This is a genomic window from Virgibacillus salinus, from assembly GCF_900102415.1.
GTDB lineage: Bacteria > Bacillota > Bacilli > Bacillales > Amphibacillaceae > Lentibacillus > Lentibacillus subterraneus.
The window spans coordinates 837,729-855,934 of sequence record NZ_FNKD01000002.1 but is presented as its reverse complement, the minus strand read 5'-3'; the positions used below and the strand labels follow the sequence as shown (position 1 = coordinate 855,934).

At 35.9% G+C, this 18,206-nt stretch carries 18 protein-coding genes; 15 read left to right on the top strand and 3 right to left on the bottom strand.

Features of this window, described 5'->3' with window-relative positions; all coding sequences use genetic code 11:
- Positions 1–93 precede the first annotated feature (93 nt).
- Positions 94–1,281: a putative lipid II flippase FtsW gene (gene ftsW / locus BLS02_RS11110; protein WP_092493073.1), complete on the top strand. Its 1,188-nt coding sequence runs from the start codon at positions 94–96 to the stop codon at positions 1,279–1,281.
- Positions 1,269–4,712: a pyruvate carboxylase gene (pyc, locus tag BLS02_RS11105; RefSeq protein WP_092493072.1), complete on the top strand. Its 3,444-nt coding sequence runs from the start codon at positions 1,269–1,271 to the stop codon at positions 4,710–4,712. Before ftsW ends, pyc begins: the two co-directional genes overlap by 13 nt.
- A gap of 183 nt (positions 4,713–4,895) precedes the next feature.
- On the opposite strand, the gene BLS02_RS11100 is transcribed toward pyc, so the two are convergent.
- Positions 4,896–5,804, bottom strand: a complete 909-nt coding sequence (locus BLS02_RS11100; RefSeq protein WP_092493071.1) for a COX15/CtaA family protein — start codon at positions 5,802–5,804, stop codon at positions 4,896–4,898.
- A 505-nt stretch (positions 5,805–6,309) separates the two neighbouring features.
- On the opposite strand from BLS02_RS11100, the gene cyoE reads away from it, so the two are divergent.
- The 7 genes from cyoE to BLS02_RS11065 all read left to right on the top strand — a co-directional run bounded on the left by cyoE (position 6,310) and on the right by BLS02_RS11065 (position 12,824).
- Positions 6,310–7,251: a heme o synthase gene (cyoE, locus tag BLS02_RS11095; protein ID WP_092493070.1), complete on the top strand. Its 942-nt coding sequence runs from the start codon at positions 6,310–6,312 to the stop codon at positions 7,249–7,251.
- Positions 7,252–7,317: 66 nt separating this feature from the next.
- The gene (gene coxB / locus BLS02_RS11090; RefSeq protein ID WP_092493068.1) at positions 7,318–8,370 is read left to right on the top strand and encodes a cytochrome c oxidase subunit II; all 1,053 of its coding nucleotides are present in this window, start codon (positions 7,318–7,320) and stop codon (positions 8,368–8,370) included.
- Positions 8,371–8,424: 54 nt separating this feature from the next.
- The gene (gene ctaD, locus BLS02_RS11085) at positions 8,425–10,278 is read left to right on the top strand and encodes a cytochrome c oxidase subunit I (protein WP_092493067.1); all 1,854 of its coding nucleotides are present in this window, start codon (positions 8,425–8,427) and stop codon (positions 10,276–10,278) included.
- Between the two features lies 1 nt (position 10,279).
- Complete coding sequence (locus BLS02_RS11080; RefSeq protein WP_092493066.1) at positions 10,280–10,903, top strand: cytochrome (ubi)quinol oxidase subunit III; 624 nt, start codon at positions 10,280–10,282, stop codon at positions 10,901–10,903.
- 3 nt (positions 10,904–10,906) lie between these two features.
- Positions 10,907–11,230, top strand: a complete 324-nt coding sequence (gene ctaF, locus BLS02_RS11075; protein ID WP_092493065.1) for a cytochrome c oxidase subunit IVB — start codon at positions 10,907–10,909, stop codon at positions 11,228–11,230.
- A 165-nt stretch (positions 11,231–11,395) separates the two neighbouring features.
- Complete coding sequence (gene ctaG, locus BLS02_RS11070; RefSeq protein WP_092493064.1) at positions 11,396–12,295, top strand: cytochrome c oxidase assembly factor CtaG; 900 nt, start codon at positions 11,396–11,398, stop codon at positions 12,293–12,295.
- A gap of 73 nt (positions 12,296–12,368) precedes the next feature.
- Positions 12,369–12,824 carry a DUF420 domain-containing protein gene (locus tag BLS02_RS11065; protein ID WP_092493063.1) on the top strand — a complete coding sequence of 152 codons (456 nt, stop codon included), beginning with the start codon at positions 12,369–12,371 and terminating at the stop codon, positions 12,822–12,824.
- 33 nt (positions 12,825–12,857) lie between these two features.
- Here the strand turns inward: BLS02_RS11065 and ytvI are convergent, their stop codons facing one another.
- Both ytvI and BLS02_RS11055 read right to left on the bottom strand, forming a co-directional pair.
- Positions 12,858–13,916: a sporulation integral membrane protein YtvI gene (gene ytvI, locus BLS02_RS11060; RefSeq protein ID WP_092493062.1), complete on the bottom strand. Its 1,059-nt coding sequence runs from the start codon at positions 13,914–13,916 to the stop codon at positions 12,858–12,860.
- A gap of 177 nt (positions 13,917–14,093) precedes the next feature.
- A complete protein-coding gene (locus tag BLS02_RS11055) occupies positions 14,094–14,459 on the bottom strand; it encodes a YugN family protein (protein WP_092493061.1) in 366 nt (121 codons plus the stop codon).
- Positions 14,460–14,616: 157 nt separating this feature from the next.
- Here BLS02_RS11055 and BLS02_RS11050 point away from each other — a divergent pair, with 157 nt between their 5' ends.
- The 6 genes from BLS02_RS11050 to BLS02_RS11025 all read left to right on the top strand — a co-directional run bounded on the left by BLS02_RS11050 (position 14,617) and on the right by BLS02_RS11025 (position 18,064).
- Positions 14,617–15,045, top strand: a complete 429-nt coding sequence (locus BLS02_RS11050; RefSeq protein ID WP_092493060.1) for a CBS domain-containing protein — start codon at positions 14,617–14,619, stop codon at positions 15,043–15,045.
- Positions 15,046–15,280: 235 nt separating this feature from the next.
- Positions 15,281–16,345 (top strand): CAP domain-containing protein, encoded by a 1,065-nt coding sequence (locus tag BLS02_RS11045; RefSeq protein ID WP_092493059.1) that lies wholly within the window; start codon positions 15,281–15,283, stop codon positions 16,343–16,345.
- A gap of 239 nt (positions 16,346–16,584) precedes the next feature.
- Complete coding sequence (locus tag BLS02_RS11040) at positions 16,585–16,974, top strand: YlbD family protein (protein ID WP_254788755.1); 390 nt, start codon at positions 16,585–16,587, stop codon at positions 16,972–16,974.
- Positions 16,975–16,984: 10 nt separating this feature from the next.
- The gene (locus tag BLS02_RS11035; RefSeq protein ID WP_092493058.1) at positions 16,985–17,218 is read left to right on the top strand and encodes a YlbE-like family protein; all 234 of its coding nucleotides are present in this window, start codon (positions 16,985–16,987) and stop codon (positions 17,216–17,218) included.
- A 58-nt stretch (positions 17,219–17,276) separates the two neighbouring features.
- On the top strand, positions 17,277–17,720 hold the full coding sequence (locus BLS02_RS11030) for a YlbF/YmcA family competence regulator (protein ID WP_092493057.1): 444 nt from the start codon (positions 17,277–17,279) through the stop codon (positions 17,718–17,720).
- A gap of 68 nt (positions 17,721–17,788) precedes the next feature.
- Positions 17,789–18,064, top strand: a complete 276-nt coding sequence (locus BLS02_RS11025) for a YlbG family protein (RefSeq protein ID WP_092493056.1) — start codon at positions 17,789–17,791, stop codon at positions 18,062–18,064.
- Positions 18,065–18,206: the final 142 nt, after the last annotated feature.

Sequence of the window (18,206 nt, the reverse complement as noted above, 5' to 3'; positions counted from 1 at the left end):
TTAATATGTTACACAATTATATTAATTATGTTATACTATTAAAAATTTCTATTTCAACTATTGTTACTAATACATATGTTGAGGAGAAGAAAGATGATACAGAGATTAAAGAGTTATGATTTTACGTTAATGATTACACCAATACTACTATCAATGTTTGGGATAGTAATGATTTACAGTGCTAGTATGGTAATCGCTGTTGTAGAAGGTAATGAAAGTTCACATTATCTGATTAAGCAGATTCAATGGTTTTCATTAGCTATGGTAGGGTTTGTTGTGACAAGCATTTTTCCGTATAAATATTACCAAAAGTTGATGAAATTGATAATTTTAATTATCATTGGATTATTGGTGGGAGTTAGTATTTTTGGAAATGAAGCTAACGGTGCCCGATCGTGGTTCAATTTTGGATTCATCAGTATGCAGCCTGCTGAATTTGCAAAATTAGGATTAATTATGTATCTTGCCTCTGTATACTCTAAAAAACAATCGTACATTAATGAGTTTAACAGAGGAGTGCTTCCACCTTTAATATTAACTGCAGTAATATTGGGTCTCATTGTTTCGCAGCCTGATATTGGAACAGCAGCAATTATATTTATGATTGCTTGCTCTGTGATATTCAGTTCCGGAATTCACTTTAAACATTTATCCATTCTTGTGTTGGTAGGCTTGGCTTTAGTCGCTTTTGCTGTACCAAATATGGTGACTGAAGAGCGAATTGCCAGATTTGATGGGGCTTACCAGCCTTTTGAAGACCCGCAAGACGATGGGTATCATCTGATTCAGTCATATCTAGCTATAGGTGTTGGTGGACTTACTGGTGAAGGTTTGGGACAGAGTGTTCAAAAGCTTGGCTATTTACTAGAACCTCATACTGATTTTATAATGGCAGTTATAGCTGAAGAACTAGGTTTTGTAGGGGTCTTTATTGTAGTGGGTATGTTGTCTATTATTGTTCTGCGTGGATTCTTTATTTCCAAAAAATGCTCCGATAGTTTTGGTGCACTATTAGCGATAGGAATTTCCTCGATGATTGGAATTCAAGCATTTATTAATCTCGGGGCAATAAGTGGAATTTTACCGATCACAGGGGTACCATTGCCGTTTGTGAGTTATGGTGGCTCATCGCTTCTTGTTATGATGGTATCAATGGGAATAATGAATAACATTGCAAAATCAAATAAGCAAAAAGAAGAACAACCAATACCTGTAAGTACAAAAGAAGAACCTGAAACAAATGTATTTAAAAATAGAGGAGGAAAAACATGGGTGAGGTAAAACGTATTGAAAAAGTATTAGTTGCAAATCGTGGTGAAATTGCTATACGTGTCTTCCGAGCTTGTACTGAACTTAATATTCGTACTGTTGCGGTTTATTCCCAAGAAGACACCAGCTCTTACCATCGTTATAAAGCTGATGAGGCTTATTTGATTGGTGAAGGGAAGAAGCCAATCGATGCATATCTTGATATTGAAGGTATAATTGAACTTGCAAAAAATGTAGGTATTGATGCGATACATCCAGGCTATGGATTTCTTTCAGAAAATATTCATTTTGCTAAGCGTTGTGAAGAAGAGGGAATAATTTTCATTGGTCCAACAAGCGAGCATTTGAATATGTTTGGCGATAAAGTGAAAGCTAGAACGCAAGCAATAAACGCTGGCCTTCCAATTATTCCAGGTACTGATGGGCCAGTAACAACAGTAGATGACGTAAGAAAATTCGGGAAAAAACATGGTTATCCAATCATTATTAAAGCATCACTTGGCGGCGGTGGCCGTGGTATGCGTATCGTCCGTAATGAAAGTGGACTGTCAGAAGCCTATGATCGTGCTAAGTCAGAGGCAAGAGCAGCATTTGGCAGTGACGAAGTGTATGTTGAGAAGTTAATAGAAAACCCAAAACATATAGAAGTACAAGTTATTGGGGACAAACATGGAAATACAGTTCATTTATATGAGCGAGACTGCTCCATACAACGCAGGCATCAAAAGGTAGTAGAGATGGCACCAAGTGTTTCATTACAAGATGATTTACGACTTGAGATCTGTGAAGCAGCAGTAGACCTGATGAAAAATGTTAACTACATAAATGCGGGAACTGTTGAATTTTTAGTAACAGATGATGATTATTATTTTATTGAAGTTAACCCACGTGTTCAGGTTGAGCATACCATTACAGAAATGATAACTGGAATTGATATTGTCCAAACCCAGCTTAAAATTGCTGAAGGACAAGATATTCATAACAAGTCAATTGGTATTCCTGACCAGGATAGAATCGTGACCAATGGATATGCTATTCAATCACGTGTAACAACAGAAGATCCATTAAACAATTTCATGCCGGACACCGGGAAGATTATGGCTTACCGCACTGGTGGAGGATTTGGTGTACGCTTGGACGCCGGAAATGGATTCCAGGGTGCGATTATTTCTCCGCATTATGACTCTTTACTAGTAAAGGTGTCAACTTGGGCACTGACATTTGAACAAGCTGCACAAAAAATGGTCAGAAATTTAAAAGAATTCCGGATTAGAGGAATAAAAACAAACATTCCTTTCTTGGAAAATGTAATCTCACATAGCAAATTTTTATCTGGAGAATACAGTACAACGTTTATTGATCAGACACCAGAGTTATTTGTATTTCCGAAGCGAAAAGACCGTGGAACTAAAATGCTTTCCTATATTGGCCATACTACAGTTAATGGATTTGAAGGTATTGCTAGAAAGAAGAAACCGTCATTAGCATCTCCAATTGTACCTAAAATTAATAAGCTGGATGAAATTCCGACGGGGACAAAACAGATTTTGGATGAGCATGGACCTGAATATTTAGCAGAGTGGTTAAAAGCACAAAATAACGTGATGCTGACAGACACTACCTTTCGCGATGCACATCAATCTTTATTAGCTACTCGTGTCAGAACAAAGGATTTATTAAAGATTTCCGAGCCGACTGCGCGTTTATTACCCCAGCTTTTTTCTGTGGAAATGTGGGGGGGAGCAACATTTGATGTATCCTATCGTTTCTTAAAAGAAGACCCTTGGCAGCGATTAATAAAACTTCGTGAAAAAATGCCGAATGTTTTGTTTCAAATGTTACTACGTGCAAGTAATGCGGTAGGTTATAAAAATTACCCTGATAATTTAATAAGTGAATTTGTTGAAAATAGTGCATCTGCTGGAATTGATGTCTTCCGTATATTTGACAGTCTGAATTGGGTTGAGGGAATGAAACCTGCTATTCAGGCAGTACGGGAAAATAATAAAATTGCCGAAGCATCTATGTGTTATACAGGTGATATACTGGATTCAGGTCGTACGAAATATGATTTAAATTATTATGTCAACTTGGCCAAAGAGTTAGAGCGGGCTGGTGCACATATATTGGGGATAAAGGATATGGCTGGCTTGCTAAAACCAGAAGCTGCTTATCAATTGATTTCAACTTTAAAAGAGACAATTGATTTGCCAATCCATCTGCATACACATGATACAAGCGGTAATGGTATTTATATGTATGCACGAGCTATTGATGCTGGAGTAGATGCGGTTGATGTAGCCAGTGGTCCAATGGCTGGTTTGACATCACAGCCAAGTGCGCAGACTTTATATCACGCATTAGAAGGAAGAGAACGTCAACCTAAATTAAATATCGATTCCTATGAAAAAATCTCACATTATTGGGAAGGTATTAGAAATTACTATCAAGATTTTGAGAGTGGTATGAAAGCACCACATACCGAAATTTATACTCATGAAATGCCAGGTGGACAATATAGTAACTTAAAACAACAAGCGAAAGCGGTAGGACTTGAGGATCGTTGGAATGAAGTTAAAACGATGTTCAGACAAGTAAATGATATGTTTGGGGATATTGTTAAGGTCACACCTTCATCTAAGGTGGTAGGGGATATGACATTATTCATGGTTCAGAATGACTTAACCGAAGATGAAATATATGAACGAGGAGAATCAATTGATTTCCCTGATTCTGTAATTGAATTCGCACAGGGCTATATTGGTCAGCCGTATCAAGGATTTCCACAAGAATTACAACGGATTATTTTAAAAGGAAAAGAATCAATTAAGGTACGACCGGGTGAGTTATTAGATCCGATTGATTTCACCCAATTAAAGGAAACATTATTTAAAACCCTTGATCGCCAGGTAACAAGTTTTGACTTGATTTCATATGCACTATATCCCAAAGTATTTATGGATTACCATAAGTTTACCGAAATGTATGGTGATATGTCGGTTCTCGATACACTCACATTCTTCTATGGTATGAAGCTAGGTGAGGAAATTGAGGTCGAGATTGAACAAGGGAAAACGCTGTTTGTAAAGTTGGTATCTATTTCTGAAGCGCGGTCAGATGGTACCCGTGTCATTTATTTTGAATTGAATGGTCAATCGAGAGAAATTATCGTTAAAGATGAAAATGTAAAATCGCAACTTATAACAAAGCCAAAGATTGATCAAGGTAATGACAAACAAATTGGTGCAACCATGCCTGGAACAGTTGTTAAAGTTCTCTGTGAAAAAGGAGAAAAAGTCCAAAAGGGTGATTATTTACTAATTAATGAAGCTATGAAAATGGAAACAACTGTTCAAGCTCCATATACAGGTGTCATTAAAGATATTTACGTAAAAAATGGTGAAGCGATAGCAGTTAATGATCTACTAATTGAATTTGAATAGTTTAAAAAGGGTAATGGACTAGTCCATTACCCTTTATTCCACAGTCAAGAAAGTATATTTATTTTCTTGAAGCACAAGTGCATCTGGGCTTATCTAAAAACAAGGTTTATTGTCCAAAGTAAAAGGGTTCTAAGAAAGCAAAATAGGCTTTCATAAGAACCCTTTTAATGAATGTCAAGTTTTCTAATGCTTTGCGCTTCTTGTTGATAACAATATGAAATAACTAAGCATTGCAAAATAGCAGGAAATTACAAACGCATGTAATAATGCTATTCCCAGGTTCAACATTGTAAAGACAATCATAGCTCCAAAGAAGACTTGCAGACTTATTAAAGAGACTGTTGTAATCCAACCCCAGTACATGACCCGATTTGTTCGGTAATTTTTCATGATTTTTATAAATAACACAACCGTCCAAATAAATAATAAACTAGCAGCTAGTCTATGCCCCATCTGAACCCACTGTTCAAAGTTATAGTCAGCTAGTGAAAATGGTGACCCATTTGAACAAAATGGCCAGTCGCCACAAGCCATACTAGAATTGGCGTGTCTAACCAATGCACCTGTATAAACAACAAGTAATGTGTATATCGTCAGTGCATAAATTTCAATACGGTGTTTCTTTTGAATGATTAACGATTTTGCATCGAATTTCTGATCTATTTCAAATATTAAAAGCATCAGCAAAAACAGTGATGCAAATGATATAAGTGAAATACCAAAATGCGTTGCCAAAACAAAATCCGATTGATTCCATACTACCGCTGCTGCACCAATTAATGCTTGGAGCACCAAGAAGAACGATGATAAAAAGGCTAGGAATTTCACTTCACGAATGTGACCAATAAACTTCCAAGCCAAAATGGATAAAGCCAATACAGTGACACCCATAATTCCAGATACTAATCTATGACTAAGCTCTATTACAAGTTCTGGCGTAATAGTGGATGGTACGAATTCTCCATGGCATAGTGGCCAAGTTGCTCCACATCCCATGCCAGATTCAGTCTTCGTAACAAGGGATCCCCCCATTAACACAAATACCATGCCCAATGTAGAAACTACAGAGAGCCATTTTAACATTTTAATCATATGACTGCCTCACTTTATGTCAAGTAAATATACCTCAATAGAATAATATTAATACTTCTATGTTAATAGAGCAATGAAAAACGCTAAACATATAGTAAAAATCACACAATTGTCATCTTATCATGGCTTATTATCATTTTCACTATAAAAAAATAAAAAACTCTTGCATTGTCGAGATTTGTTTGCTAGAAATAATATAGGGGATATTTGCTAAGCTTCAATTCACTATGCCCATCGCTATGGGAAAACTACATATTTTATATTTTACTGGACAAAGGCTTTAAAAGCCTTTTGTTTTATTTTAGACCTCTATTTCACAAAACTGTCACATTTGGAGGTTTGAAAAGGTGAAATCAAGTAATGTAGTAAATAGATTGTATTTCAATTCCATGGTACAATTAGAATAATTATGTAGGATACTATTGGGAATACTTAGGTATGATAAGTAGTATGCCTAGAAATTATTTGTGCCTTTTGTTGGGTTTAGAAGGGGGGAATATATGTAATGAATAAAGTGGAGACAACTTCTTCACCTCTAATTGGTAATTCAGCTGCAGCAAAGGAAAAGGATGTTACTTTACTTGCTGATCTAAAGTCACTCATTAAAGTAGGAATTGTAAATTCTAACTTAATTACGACATTTACCGGTTTTTGGTTGGCTCTTTATTTTACAAACAGTACTTTTGCAGCTAATTGGGAAGTTTTTCTATTAACTATGGCTGGAAGTGCTCTTGTTATTGCCGGTGGTTGTATCATGAATAATTGGTATGATGTAGATATTGATCCTGTTATGTCGAGAACAAAGACACGTCCGACAGTTACAGGAAGTATATCGTTAAAAAATGTTCTGCTCTTAGGCATTTCTTCTACCACATTGGGACTTATCCTCTTATTGTTCACAACTGTTGAAGCAGCGTTTATTGGATTTATAGGCTGGTTTACATACGTTGTTCTGTATACAATGTGGTCCAAACGCAAATATACCTTAAACACAGCAATTGGTAGTATTTCCGGAGCGGTCCCCCCATTAATTGGGTGGGCAGCTATCGACCCAGGTCTTCACATGGTAGCTTTTGTTTTGTTCCTTACTATGTTTATATGGCAAACGCCGCATTTTCTGGCTTTAGCTATGAAAAAATCAAAGGAATATAAGGCTGCAAACATACCAATGCTCCCTGTTGTACATGGGTTTGAATTTACAAAACGACAAATTGTCGTCTACATTGCATGCTTATTGCCACTACCATTTTTTTTAGCATCATTAGGAACAACTTTTATGGTAATCGCAACTTTATTGAATGTTGGGTGGTTAGCACTTGGTATTAGTGGATTTTTTACGAAGAATGATTTGAAATGGGCGAATATGATATTTATATATTCCTTAAATTACTTAACCATCGTATTTTTACTGATGGTAATTGTGACATTTGATTTCCCGTTTAGTTAAACTAGTCCTTACTTATACAAAATTAATATATAAGGAAGTTACAAAGAGAAAGAGAGGTATGAATACATGAAAGGTTGGATGGGAAGATTCAGAGCATTTTTTCTGTTAGGCTCGTTAGCACTAGTGTTGTCAGCATGTGGTAAAGACAACTTAACTGCTCTTGTACCCAAAGGGTATGGCGCAGAGTCCTCTATGGATTTAATTATTATTTCGACAGTTGTAATGCTGTTTGTCTTTGCGGTTGTAATGCTTATATATGTAGCAGTTCTGCTGCGCTATCGTAAGAAAAAAGGTCAAGAGGACTTTATTCCGAAGCAAGTTGAAGGTAACAAAACACTTGAAACAATCTGGACAGTTATCCCAATTATCCTGTTGATCATTATTGCAGTGCCTACTGTAACGGCAACTTTTGATTTAGCGGATAATTCCGGTTCAAAAGATGGATTGAACATTCAAGTTACTGGTAACCAATATTGGTGGCATTTTAATTATGAAGGGCAAGAAATTCAAACCAGTCAGGATTTATATGTACCAGTTGGCGAAAAGATTTATTTATCCATGAAATCTTCAGATGTACACCATTCATTCTGGGTACCATCTATTTCAGGGAAAATGGATGTGTTGCCAGAGAATGAGAATAAGATGTATATCGAAGCATATGAAGAGGGCGTTTACTGGGGTAAATGTACAGAACTTTGTGGCCCGTCTCACTCACTTATGGACTTCAAGGTTATTGTAGTCAGCCAGGAAGAATTTGATCAGTGGGTAAAGGATATGAAAAATGTAAATCCTGATACTCAACCACAGGATGCTGTTGCACAGGAAGGTAAGTCGCTGTTCCAGCAAAATAATTGTATGAGTTGTCATGCGATTGGTTCATCTCCAACGCAAATAGGACCTAACCTTACTAACTTTGGTGATCGTTCTAAAATCGCCGGAATTTTAGATCCGACGAAGGAAAACTTGGTTAAATGGATTGTGGATCCTGAATCCATTAAGCCAGGAAATAAAATGACTGGTAATTACCCTGAGGTTTCAGAAAAAGAGGCTGGTAAAATTGCTGAATATTTAATGCAATTAAAACCGTCTGAGGTTACACCTGAAAGTGCAGGAAATTAATAAATATACACATATAAATCAAGGGATGGAAGATGTTAAAGGGAGGTTTAACTCGTGAGTATAGCAGCTACTCAAAAAAGAGGCTTCGGCGCTGTGCTATGGGATTATTTAACCACTGTAGATCATAAAAAGATTGCTCATTTATATCTGTTCGGTGGTGGATTTTTCTTCATACTCGGTGGATTGGAAGCCATGATTATACGTATTCAATTGGTCAGACCTGAAAATGACTTTGTCAGCGCAGGTTTGTATAATGAAATTCTTACGATGCATGGGACTACGATGATATTCTTAGCGGCAATGCCGTTATTATTAGGCTTGATGAATGCCGTCATGCCTTTACAAATAGGGGCAAGAGACGTCGCATTTCCGTTTTTAAATTCATTGGGCTTTTGGTTGTTTTTATTCGGCGGGCTTATTTTAAACTGTAGTTGGCTTTTAGGTGGAGCACCTGATGCAGGGTGGACGTCATATGCACCTTTGTCGACCACATCACCAGGACATGGTGTTGATTTCTATGTGCTCGGTTTACAAATATCAGGCGCTGGTACGCTAATTGGTGGTATTAACTTTCTAGTTACCATTATTAACATGCGTGCACCTGGAATGACATACATGCGTATGCCATTGTTTTCATGGACAACGTTTATAACAAGTGTATTAATTTTATTCGCTTTTCCAGCATTAACAATAGGTTTATTCCTACTAATGTTTGATCGATTATTTGGTTCAGCATTCTTTAATGTTGCACTGGGAGGGAATACTATTATCTGGGAGCATTTATTCTGGATATTTGGTCATCCTGAAGTATATATCCTGATATTACCAGCATTCGGGTTATTTAGTGATATTTTCTCTACATTCGCTAAAAAACGCTTGTTTGGTTATACAGCAATGGTGTTTGCAACTATCTTAATCGCATTTTTAGGTTTCATGGTTTGGGCTCACCATATGTTTACAGTAGGTCTTGGACCTGTAGCTAACTCGATCTTTGCGATTGCGACAATGGCTATAGCTGTACCAACTGGGATTAAAATATTTAATTGGCTCGCGACATTGTGGGGCGGTAGTATAACTATTAACTCAGCAATGTTATGGGCATTAGGATTTATCCCTACATTTACTCTTGGAGGTATGACAGGGGTAATGGTAGCTTCAGTTGTTGCTGACTATCAGTACCACGATACTTATTTCGTTGTTGCCCACTTCCATTATGTAATTGTTGGTGGTACCGTTTTTGGAATTTTAGCTGGTCTGCACTATTGGTGGCCTAAAATGTTTGGGCGAATCCTAAATGAAAAACTTGGTAAAATAGCTTTCTGGATATTCTTTACTGGATTTCATTTAACTTTCTTTATCCAACATTTCTTAGGTTTGATGGGAATGCCTCGTCGTTACTGGGTATTCTTAAAAGATCAAGGCTTGGATACAGGTAACTTAATTAGTACAATTGGTGCATTCTTAATGGCAATTGGTGTTATTATATTCTTCTATAATGTTGTTTACACAGCAGTTAAGGGAGAAAAAGTACCTGATGATCCATGGGATGGTCGTACACTTGAATGGGCGACATCTTCACCGCCTGCTCACTATAACTTTAAACAAACCCCATTAGTCCGTGGACTGGACCCACTTTGGGTTGAAAAAACAGAAGGTAAAGGCAAAATGACACCTGCAGAACCATTGGGGGATATCCATATGCCAAATGGATCGATCTTGCCATTCATTATGTCATTTGGATTATTTATAGCCGGATTTGGTTTCATTTATCAAGTCAACTATACCTGGGCTTATATTCCATTATTTGTAGGTATGGGTATATTACTTGGTTGTATGTTAATCAGATCATTAAAAGATGATCATGGTTACCATATTACAAAAGAAGAACTTGAAAGGGAGGCTGACTAATATGAGTCACGATCATTCCTTAAATCCCGAAACAATGCCACATGAACCAGAAAAGGCTACCCTTGAGGGTAAAAATAAATTTCTTGGTTTTTGGTTTTTTCTTGGTGGTGAAACAGTTTTATTTGCGTGTTTGTTTGGAACATACCTTGCATTAAGAAACTCAACAGCTGGTGGACCAACAACAAATGATTTGTTTGGTTTAGAGCTTGTTTTCATAATGACCATTTTGTTATTAACAAGTTCATTAACAAGTGTTTATGCGATGTATCATATGAAAAACAACAACTTTAAGAAAATGCAGCTTTGGCTAGGCGTTACGGCTGTACTTGGGTTTGCATTTTTAGGTTGTGAATTGTATGAGTTTAATCATTATATACATGAGTATGAATTCACATTCCGCTCATCAGCATTTGGTTCAGCCTTTTATACATTAGTAGGGTTCCACGGAGGACACGTTACATTTGGTTTACTGTGGCTTTTGGCGTTGATGATACGTAACGCAAAACGAGGCTTAAACTTATACAACGCACCAAAGTTTTATGTATTTAGTTTATATTGGCACTTTATCGATGTTGTATGGGTGTTTATATTTACAGTTGTATATTTAATGGGAAAGGTGGGTTAATTAATGGCAGAGAACACCAATTCCAACGAAGTTAATCCATATCAAAAGCATAAAAATAAATTAGAGATGCAAAAACAGTTAATTACATTTGCATTGATGATTTTGTTCACTATTATTGCTTTTGTAATTGTGGCTACTGGTATGATGCAAAAGATGTTTGTCATACCAGTGTTACTAATCCTAGCTGTTATTCAAGTAGCTTTTCAATTTTATTATTTCATGCACATGAAAGAAAAGGGGCATGATATGCCATCCTTAATGATGTATGCTGGTATAATGGCAGCACTACTTATAATAGCGGGATTAGTAGTAATCACTTGGTGGTAAGATACAAAAGAGATCGGATCGGGACACAAAGTCCCGATCTTCTTTTTGCCTCTTTAATAATTATAAATCCTTTTCTTTGTTCAAAAATTGTCACATTACAGATGTGTGATTCTTATTTAAATGCGTTATAATAAGATACATAATCCGTTTATGGAGTGAGATATTATGTGGTTGGAATTACAGATTTTTGGTTTTCGTGCGTTGTGGAGTCCATATTTTCTTTTGTTTGTATTAGGTCTTGCTTTGGTCTATTTTTTGATAACTGGACCATACCGTCAGAAGTTTGGCGGCGGAGATAAACCATCCAAAAAACAACAGAGTATGTTTTATATTGCTTTGTTTTTGTTATATGTAGTAAAAGGTTCACCAGTAGATTTACTTACTCACATAATGCTAACGACGCACATGATGCAGATGGCAATTTATTATTTGGTGTTTCCTATTCTAATTATCAAGGGAATTCCGAAGTGGTTATGGGAGAAAGCGGTTCTTAGCCCTGTTATAAAGCCTGGACTATCGTTCCTATCAAAACCACTTATTTCGATTTTGTTATTTAACACATTATTTTCATTGTATCATTTACCTGACATATTCAACTTTGCTAAGTCATCACAAATTGCACATTCATCGATATCGGTTACTATTTTGATTGCAGCATTTATTGTATGGTGGCCTGTTTTGACACCAGTTAAAGAATTTAATCGTATGCCTTCTCTTGGGAAAATATTTTACATTTTCGCCAATGGTGTTTTAATCACGCCAGCATGTGTATTGATTATTTTTGCCGATGTACCGATTTATGCCGCATATTCACAGGATGGGGCTTGGATGCAGGCATTAGCTTTATGTGTACCTAATGATGTATTACAAGGTTTGACATATGCCATATCGGGTCCTGAAATGTTCTCTCCGTTGACTACATTAGAGGACCAACAACTAGGTGGTATTATTATGAAGATATCACAGGAAATCACGTATGGTGTAATCTTAGCTAGAATCTTTTTTGGCTGGTTTAATCGAGAAAGCTTACAAATCGATCCATTACCCGAAAACGAATATAGTTAGTGAATTCATGTGGACTATGTGAAGCTTTTGTAATTGTGCTACTTTCATAAGGATAGAAAGGATTAGTGTAAATATGCCGTTTTTACCAACGATAAGCACTTTCTTCATCATGACAAGTGCTGTTTTAGTTGCATTTGGATGGAGATTTATTATTAAAGGGAATGCAAGTGCACATAAAAAAACGATGATTTCTGCAGCGATCAGTGCCTTGTTATTTTTTATAATTTATGTATCACGAACTATCTTTATTGGAAATACAAGCTTTGGGGGACCAGAGGATATCAAAATATACTATACAATCTTTTTGATTTTCCATATTTTCCTGGCAACAACAGGGGCTATTTTTGGTGTCGTGACAATAACATTAGCATTAAAGCGAAAAATAAAAATTCATCGAAAAATCGGACCTGTAACAAGTGTGATTTGGTTTTTTAGTGCAATTACAGGGGTAATGGTTTATTTACTCTTGTACATTATTTATGATGGTGGTCAAACAACAAGTATGTTAAAAGCAATATTAGGTGGATAAGTAAAGTGTGCGAGCAGTATTAGCTCGCACACTTTATATTTTTATATTCCATTTTATTATTTTGGCTTCTTTTGCTGAATTAAAGGCAATCAGGAATAATGGTCCTAATATAAAACCTAGAATACCCAATAGTTTTATTCCCAAAAACATTGCAATAAGTGTGGCAAGTGGTGATAGACCAATATGCTTTCCCATTACTTTCGGTTCGACTGTTCTTCGTACTGCCAACAATATAATGGCCAATATCGCTAACTTAATGCCCAGAACTGTATCACCAGAGATGAACATAAATAATGACCATGGACCAACAATTATAATCGACCCTATAATTGGAATGAAATCAACTATCCAAACAATAAGTGCCATTATAATAGCTACTTCAGGTGCTATTACAAATAGGCCCAATAAAGTAACAAGGAAAATAATAACACTGACAAGTAATTGCGCTTTGAGGAATCCGAGTACAACGCTTGAAAGTCTATTGTTCATGAAGGAAACCTTTTCAGCAGTTTCTTTTGTCATTAAATTATATAATTTTGCTTTAATCAACGGTAATTCGAGCATAAATAAAAACAGTGCAATTATGTAAACAAGAAAACTGATTAAATACTGTGGAACTTGGGCAAAGATTTGTGCAATATTCTCTATGGTGATTTTTTCTTTAGCTGCATTACTTAAGTTAGTTAGATGTGACTGTATACTATCGGAAATCTGATCAGTGAATTCTGGTGGCAGACTCTGTGTATAATTTTCAAAATCTGATTCCCAATCTGCGTAAACATTATTTAGCTCATTAAAGTGTGTAGGAATATCTTCGACAAAATTAACAACTTGGGTAACTGCTTTTGTAACGACAAATGACCCCGAAATCCCTATGAATACCAAAAATAACAGGAACACGATAATTACTGATGTTTTTCGGCTTATTCTTCCTTTTCGTTGTAAAAATCTTACTAAAGGATTGAGGATTAATGCTGTTACTAATGCAACGATTAAAGGTATTGAGACTGGTAGTATAAAGTAAAAGACCAGTATTAGGAATATGGTTAAGATGATTAATGTCCATTGGCGTTTTGATATAGATCGAAACAATGTGAATTGATGTCTCCTTTCTTTATATAGGATAAATATGTATATAAAAAATATAGCACTAATTATACGGTTTGAACAGTTAAACATAATGGTTTAGGTTATTAAAAAACCAACTGCGCCTGTTATTTACTGAGCAGTTGGTTTTATGATTATTAAATACCTGTATTTTTCATCTGTTTATTTTTTATATATCTCAATTTCTTCTTTGACTTTTGATACAAGGTTAGTTGCACGTTCTACTAAGTTTTCAGGGAAATTTTCCTGTTCGCCATATTCTACACCATGTGGGTAATAGTGTTTACCAAGTAATGGTGTTGAAAGTTTAATAACAGCATTACCACGGTCGACATCACCCTCAACTGCATAACCTAAAATTCGAATATAATATGTAATGTTTTTTTCTTTGGAACCAATTTTATAGTCATAGGTTACACGTTCGTAATCCCACTGGCCTCCACGAATAAAAGCGTGTTTTGCCATCAGGTGATCTAATGGTTTCACATCAACAATAGAATCTTCAATTCCAGTATTTTCTAATCTCATTTTATCCACCTCACATCTTTTTCCTCACATAACAATAATAATACTAAATAGCCCAAGTTGCAATCGAAAAGAAAATTAAACGGATATATGAAAGATATTTGTAAATTTGGGAATGAATAATAAGTGATACTATAAAATTCGCTAAGGAGGAAGTGTAATGAAAGCTACTAAAGAAATTATGAGTACGGACATAGTTGTTTGTCTGAAAGATGATACGTTACATGATGCAGCTATGAAGATGAAAGACAGGAATGTTGGTGTTATTCCAGTTTGTTCAGCTGATCGGGAACTTCTGGGGGTAATTACCGACCGTGATTTGGTTTTAAGAGGGTATGCTGATAAGAAGCCAGACACAACAAAGGTACAAGAGGTTATGAGTGATAAGCTGCATTTCACTTCGCCAGATACTTCAGTAGAGGAAGCAAGTAGATTAATGGCTGAAAATCAAATTCGACGTTTACCTATTGTTGATAATGGTAAACTCGTAGGCATTGTTTCGTTAGGGGATCTTTCACTTGAGGATAAATCAAATGATGCTGCAGGTCATGCTCTTGAGGAAATTTCTGAACGACCAGAACTTCATTAATGTAGTATAATGAGAACAACCGTATAATCCATATACGGTTGTTTTTTAATAGATAGTTAATAAAGCATAACTAATCTTACTACATAAGTGAACTGAGGCTAACACTCCAAAGTAGAGGATAAAAAACACTTTAAAGAAAGGTCAATTTTTTTGAAAAAAATAGAGAAAAGAGAATGTACTTGGAATCTCTTACATATAGTTAACAGTAAAAGGTTGAATAGAAGGGGAAGCGTCTATGCGGTTTTTTCAAGTAGTTGCACTATTAGTATTACTCTTGATTGGTGGCTATTATCTTTTTGAAAAAAATAATCTATCACCCAAACAGGCGATAGATGACTTTAGCAGCATTTTTGAAACAAAGAAGAATATGCTAGAGACCAAGCAAATACCTGAGGAGAGATTAACTATTCCTTTAAAGGGAGATCTTTTTCAATGGGTAGATAAATCAACGGATGAATTAATTAAAGCATTCGGAGAGCCGGTAAGAAGAGATCAAAGCGGATATGGCTATGAATGGTGGGTATACACGGATCAGCAAAAACAACATATTCAGTTTGGAGTAGTCGGTGATGAAATTAGATCAATCTATGCTGTTGGAAATGACTTGTCGCTTGAACCTATTGAAATCGGGCAAGACTATGAATCGGTGAAGAAAGAACTGTCTATTACAAATGAGGTGTCTTACAGTAAGAAACTTAATTCATATACATTTCGCTTAAAGGATGAGGAAATACAAGGAAGACCACTAGTCAAGCTAACAGATGATATATTTATGCAATTATATTTTGATACGTTTACAAATAAATTGTCATCTATTCGTGTGTTATCTGCGGACATATTGTTACAGCACCGTCCTTATGAAATGGAGTATCGGGGTGATTTGCCTGAAAAACCTAATTACTCAGATAAAAAATGGGAAGAGATAGAAACGGGAATGGAACAGCAGGTTTTTAATATAACAAATGTTCTCCGAAATCAATATGGAGAAACCTCTTTAAAATGGGATGAAACCGTTAGCGAGGTTGCCTATCTTCATAGTAAGGATATGGCTGAGAATAATTACTTCTCTCATTATGCCTTGAATGGGGATGGTTTAAAAGAACGGTTAGCAGCACAAGAGGTGTTTTATCAAGCAGCCGGAGAGAATATTGCTGCACAATATCCGGATGTACCATCAGCTATGCATGGCTGGTTAAATAGTGAAGGACACCGGGAGGCATTACTGAAAGAGGATTATACACATTTAGGAGTAGGAGTCTTTCGATTTTATTACACTCAAAACTTCTTGAAAAAACAATAGGGTTTGAAAAAACGCATAGGATGGTATTTTTGTTATTAAGCGTACTATAAAGTCTAAATGCTGTGGATAAATGGACTTCCGAATTAGCCAAGTCCAGCTCCGCCGTACAGGACGAACTAGTGCGTTTATTCTTGTTTCGGACTTTAAACAGTGTAGTATTGTGCTTTTTATTACGCACAGTGTTTGATTAAATTACATAAAATAATTAGTAACAGATAACTATGATGAGGTGAAAAACTGTGAGTGATGATAAGCTTCACCCTAGTGTTAGGGAGTTTAAAGTATTTATGAATAAGCATCCAAAGCTTATTGAAGAAGTCCGTAAAAGCGGGAGAGGCTGGCAGGAGTATTATGAGAAGTGGGCATTACTTGGTGAAGATGATCCGGTTTGGGACAGTTACAAGAAGGAAGAGGCTGAAGGCAAGTCAAAAGAAGGTAAAGGAGAATTGTTTGGCCAGTTAATGAAACTATCGGAAAATGTTGATATAGATAAGGTGCAAAAGCAAGTACACCAATTAAGTAATACCATTACAACAATTCAAGATGTATTAGGGCAATTTCAGACAACAAAAACCCCTCCACAGCAGTTCAGGAAACCAAATAATCCATTTAATTGGGGGAGGGACTAGAGGTGGTACGATGCAGACATCAACATATCAATACTTGCAACAAAATCCAAAGCTAGCTAATTTTGTGCGTTATAATCCTGCTTGGTATCGATACCTTTCAAGAGATCCTTCTAGGGTCAAGGAACTTGAAAAAGAATCAAAAAAATTTTATGGAAAAACAATACCTCAACAAGTTGAGAAATTTGGGGATCAGATGAAAATGGTCAATATGCTAATTCAATTTGCAGGGGCAATGAAGGATTAAATAAATTACGTTTTCATTAAGGGAATTACATGATAAGATTGAGGTGGAGGTGAAAAAAATGATTGGTACAATGGAATATGTAGATATACTTGACCATTCTGATATAGTCAGTGATATGATTCAAAAGTCAGATGTTATGGAAGCCTACGAAGATTCCCTTAAAAATGTAAGAAATGATGATGAAGCTCAACGGCTTATAAAGGCGTTTAAAGATACAAAAGGTCATTATGAAGACGTTCAACGTTTTGGAAGGTATCATCCTGACTATAATCAAATTATGAAAGAAGTACGCTCTACAAAACGTGAAATGGATATGAATGACAAAGTTGCAGCATTTAAGATTGCTGAACGTAACTTGCAAAAGTTACTCGATGAGGTAAGTGAGTATATTGCTTTAAGTGTGAGCGATGATATTAAAGCACCGAAAGATGGAGCTGCATTAAGTGATGGCGGCTGCGGTTGCGGAAGTGGAAGCAGTGGTTGTGGCTGTAAAGCATCCTAGTAAATATTGATGTATTTATTATATTCTGATACACTTATTTGCAAACATAATGTTAGCGAGGATATCCGATGATAACGAAACGTCAAGGATTAATTGTTTGGTTTCAGCATATGAAAAACATAAAACAAATAAAGCGATATGGGCACTTAATATATTCTTCAAGGAAGTTAAAGTACGCAGTGATTTATGTAGACCAATCTGAATTGGAAACTATAGAGACTAAGCTACTAAAGCTTTCTTTCGTGTCGAAAATCGATCGTTCTTATAAACCATTTGTACAAACAGATTATGAGAACGCTAAACCTGATAAGGCTAAACAGTATGACTATAAAATGGGGATTTAACCTTTGCGGTGATACATAACTTGACCGCAAAGGTTTAGTTTTGTCAAAAAATTTTAGAAAAATCGGCATTTCGTTAAAGGGAGTCTTATGAAAGCGTATTTTGCTTTCGTAGCCCCCTTATTCTTTGAAGTAAAAGCCTTAT

Coding starts and splice junctions, on each gene's coding strand:
- cyoE (WP_092493070.1), top strand. CDS start 6,310: ATGAATAAAGTGGAGACAACTTCTTCACCTCTAATTGGTAATTCAGCT.
- ftsW (WP_092493073.1), top strand. CDS start 94: ATGATACAGAGATTAAAGAGTTATGATTTTACGTTAATGATTACACCA.
- pyc (WP_092493072.1), top strand. CDS start 1,269: ATGGGTGAGGTAAAACGTATTGAAAAAGTATTAGTTGCAAATCGTGGT.
- ctaF (WP_092493065.1), top strand. CDS start 10,907: ATGGCAGAGAACACCAATTCCAACGAAGTTAATCCATATCAAAAGCAT.
- BLS02_RS11025 (WP_092493056.1), top strand. CDS start 17,789: ATGATAACGAAACGTCAAGGATTAATTGTTTGGTTTCAGCATATGAAA.
- BLS02_RS11065 (WP_092493063.1), top strand. CDS start 12,369: ATGCCGTTTTTACCAACGATAAGCACTTTCTTCATCATGACAAGTGCT.
- BLS02_RS11100 (WP_092493071.1), bottom strand. CDS start 5,804: ATGATTAAAATGTTAAAATGGCTCTCTGTAGTTTCTACATTGGGCATG.
- ctaG (WP_092493064.1), top strand. CDS start 11,396: ATGTGGTTGGAATTACAGATTTTTGGTTTTCGTGCGTTGTGGAGTCCA.
- BLS02_RS11030 (WP_092493057.1), top strand. CDS start 17,277: ATGATTGGTACAATGGAATATGTAGATATACTTGACCATTCTGATATA.
- BLS02_RS11035 (WP_092493058.1), top strand. CDS start 16,985: ATGCAGACATCAACATATCAATACTTGCAACAAAATCCAAAGCTAGCT.
- BLS02_RS11080 (WP_092493066.1), top strand. CDS start 10,280: ATGAGTCACGATCATTCCTTAAATCCCGAAACAATGCCACATGAACCA.
- BLS02_RS11055 (WP_092493061.1), bottom strand. CDS start 14,459: ATGAGATTAGAAAATACTGGAATTGAAGATTCTATTGTTGATGTGAAA.
- coxB (WP_092493068.1), top strand. CDS start 7,318: ATGAAAGGTTGGATGGGAAGATTCAGAGCATTTTTTCTGTTAGGCTCG.
- BLS02_RS11045 (WP_092493059.1), top strand. CDS start 15,281: ATGCGGTTTTTTCAAGTAGTTGCACTATTAGTATTACTCTTGATTGGT.
- BLS02_RS11050 (WP_092493060.1), top strand. CDS start 14,617: ATGAAAGCTACTAAAGAAATTATGAGTACGGACATAGTTGTTTGTCTG.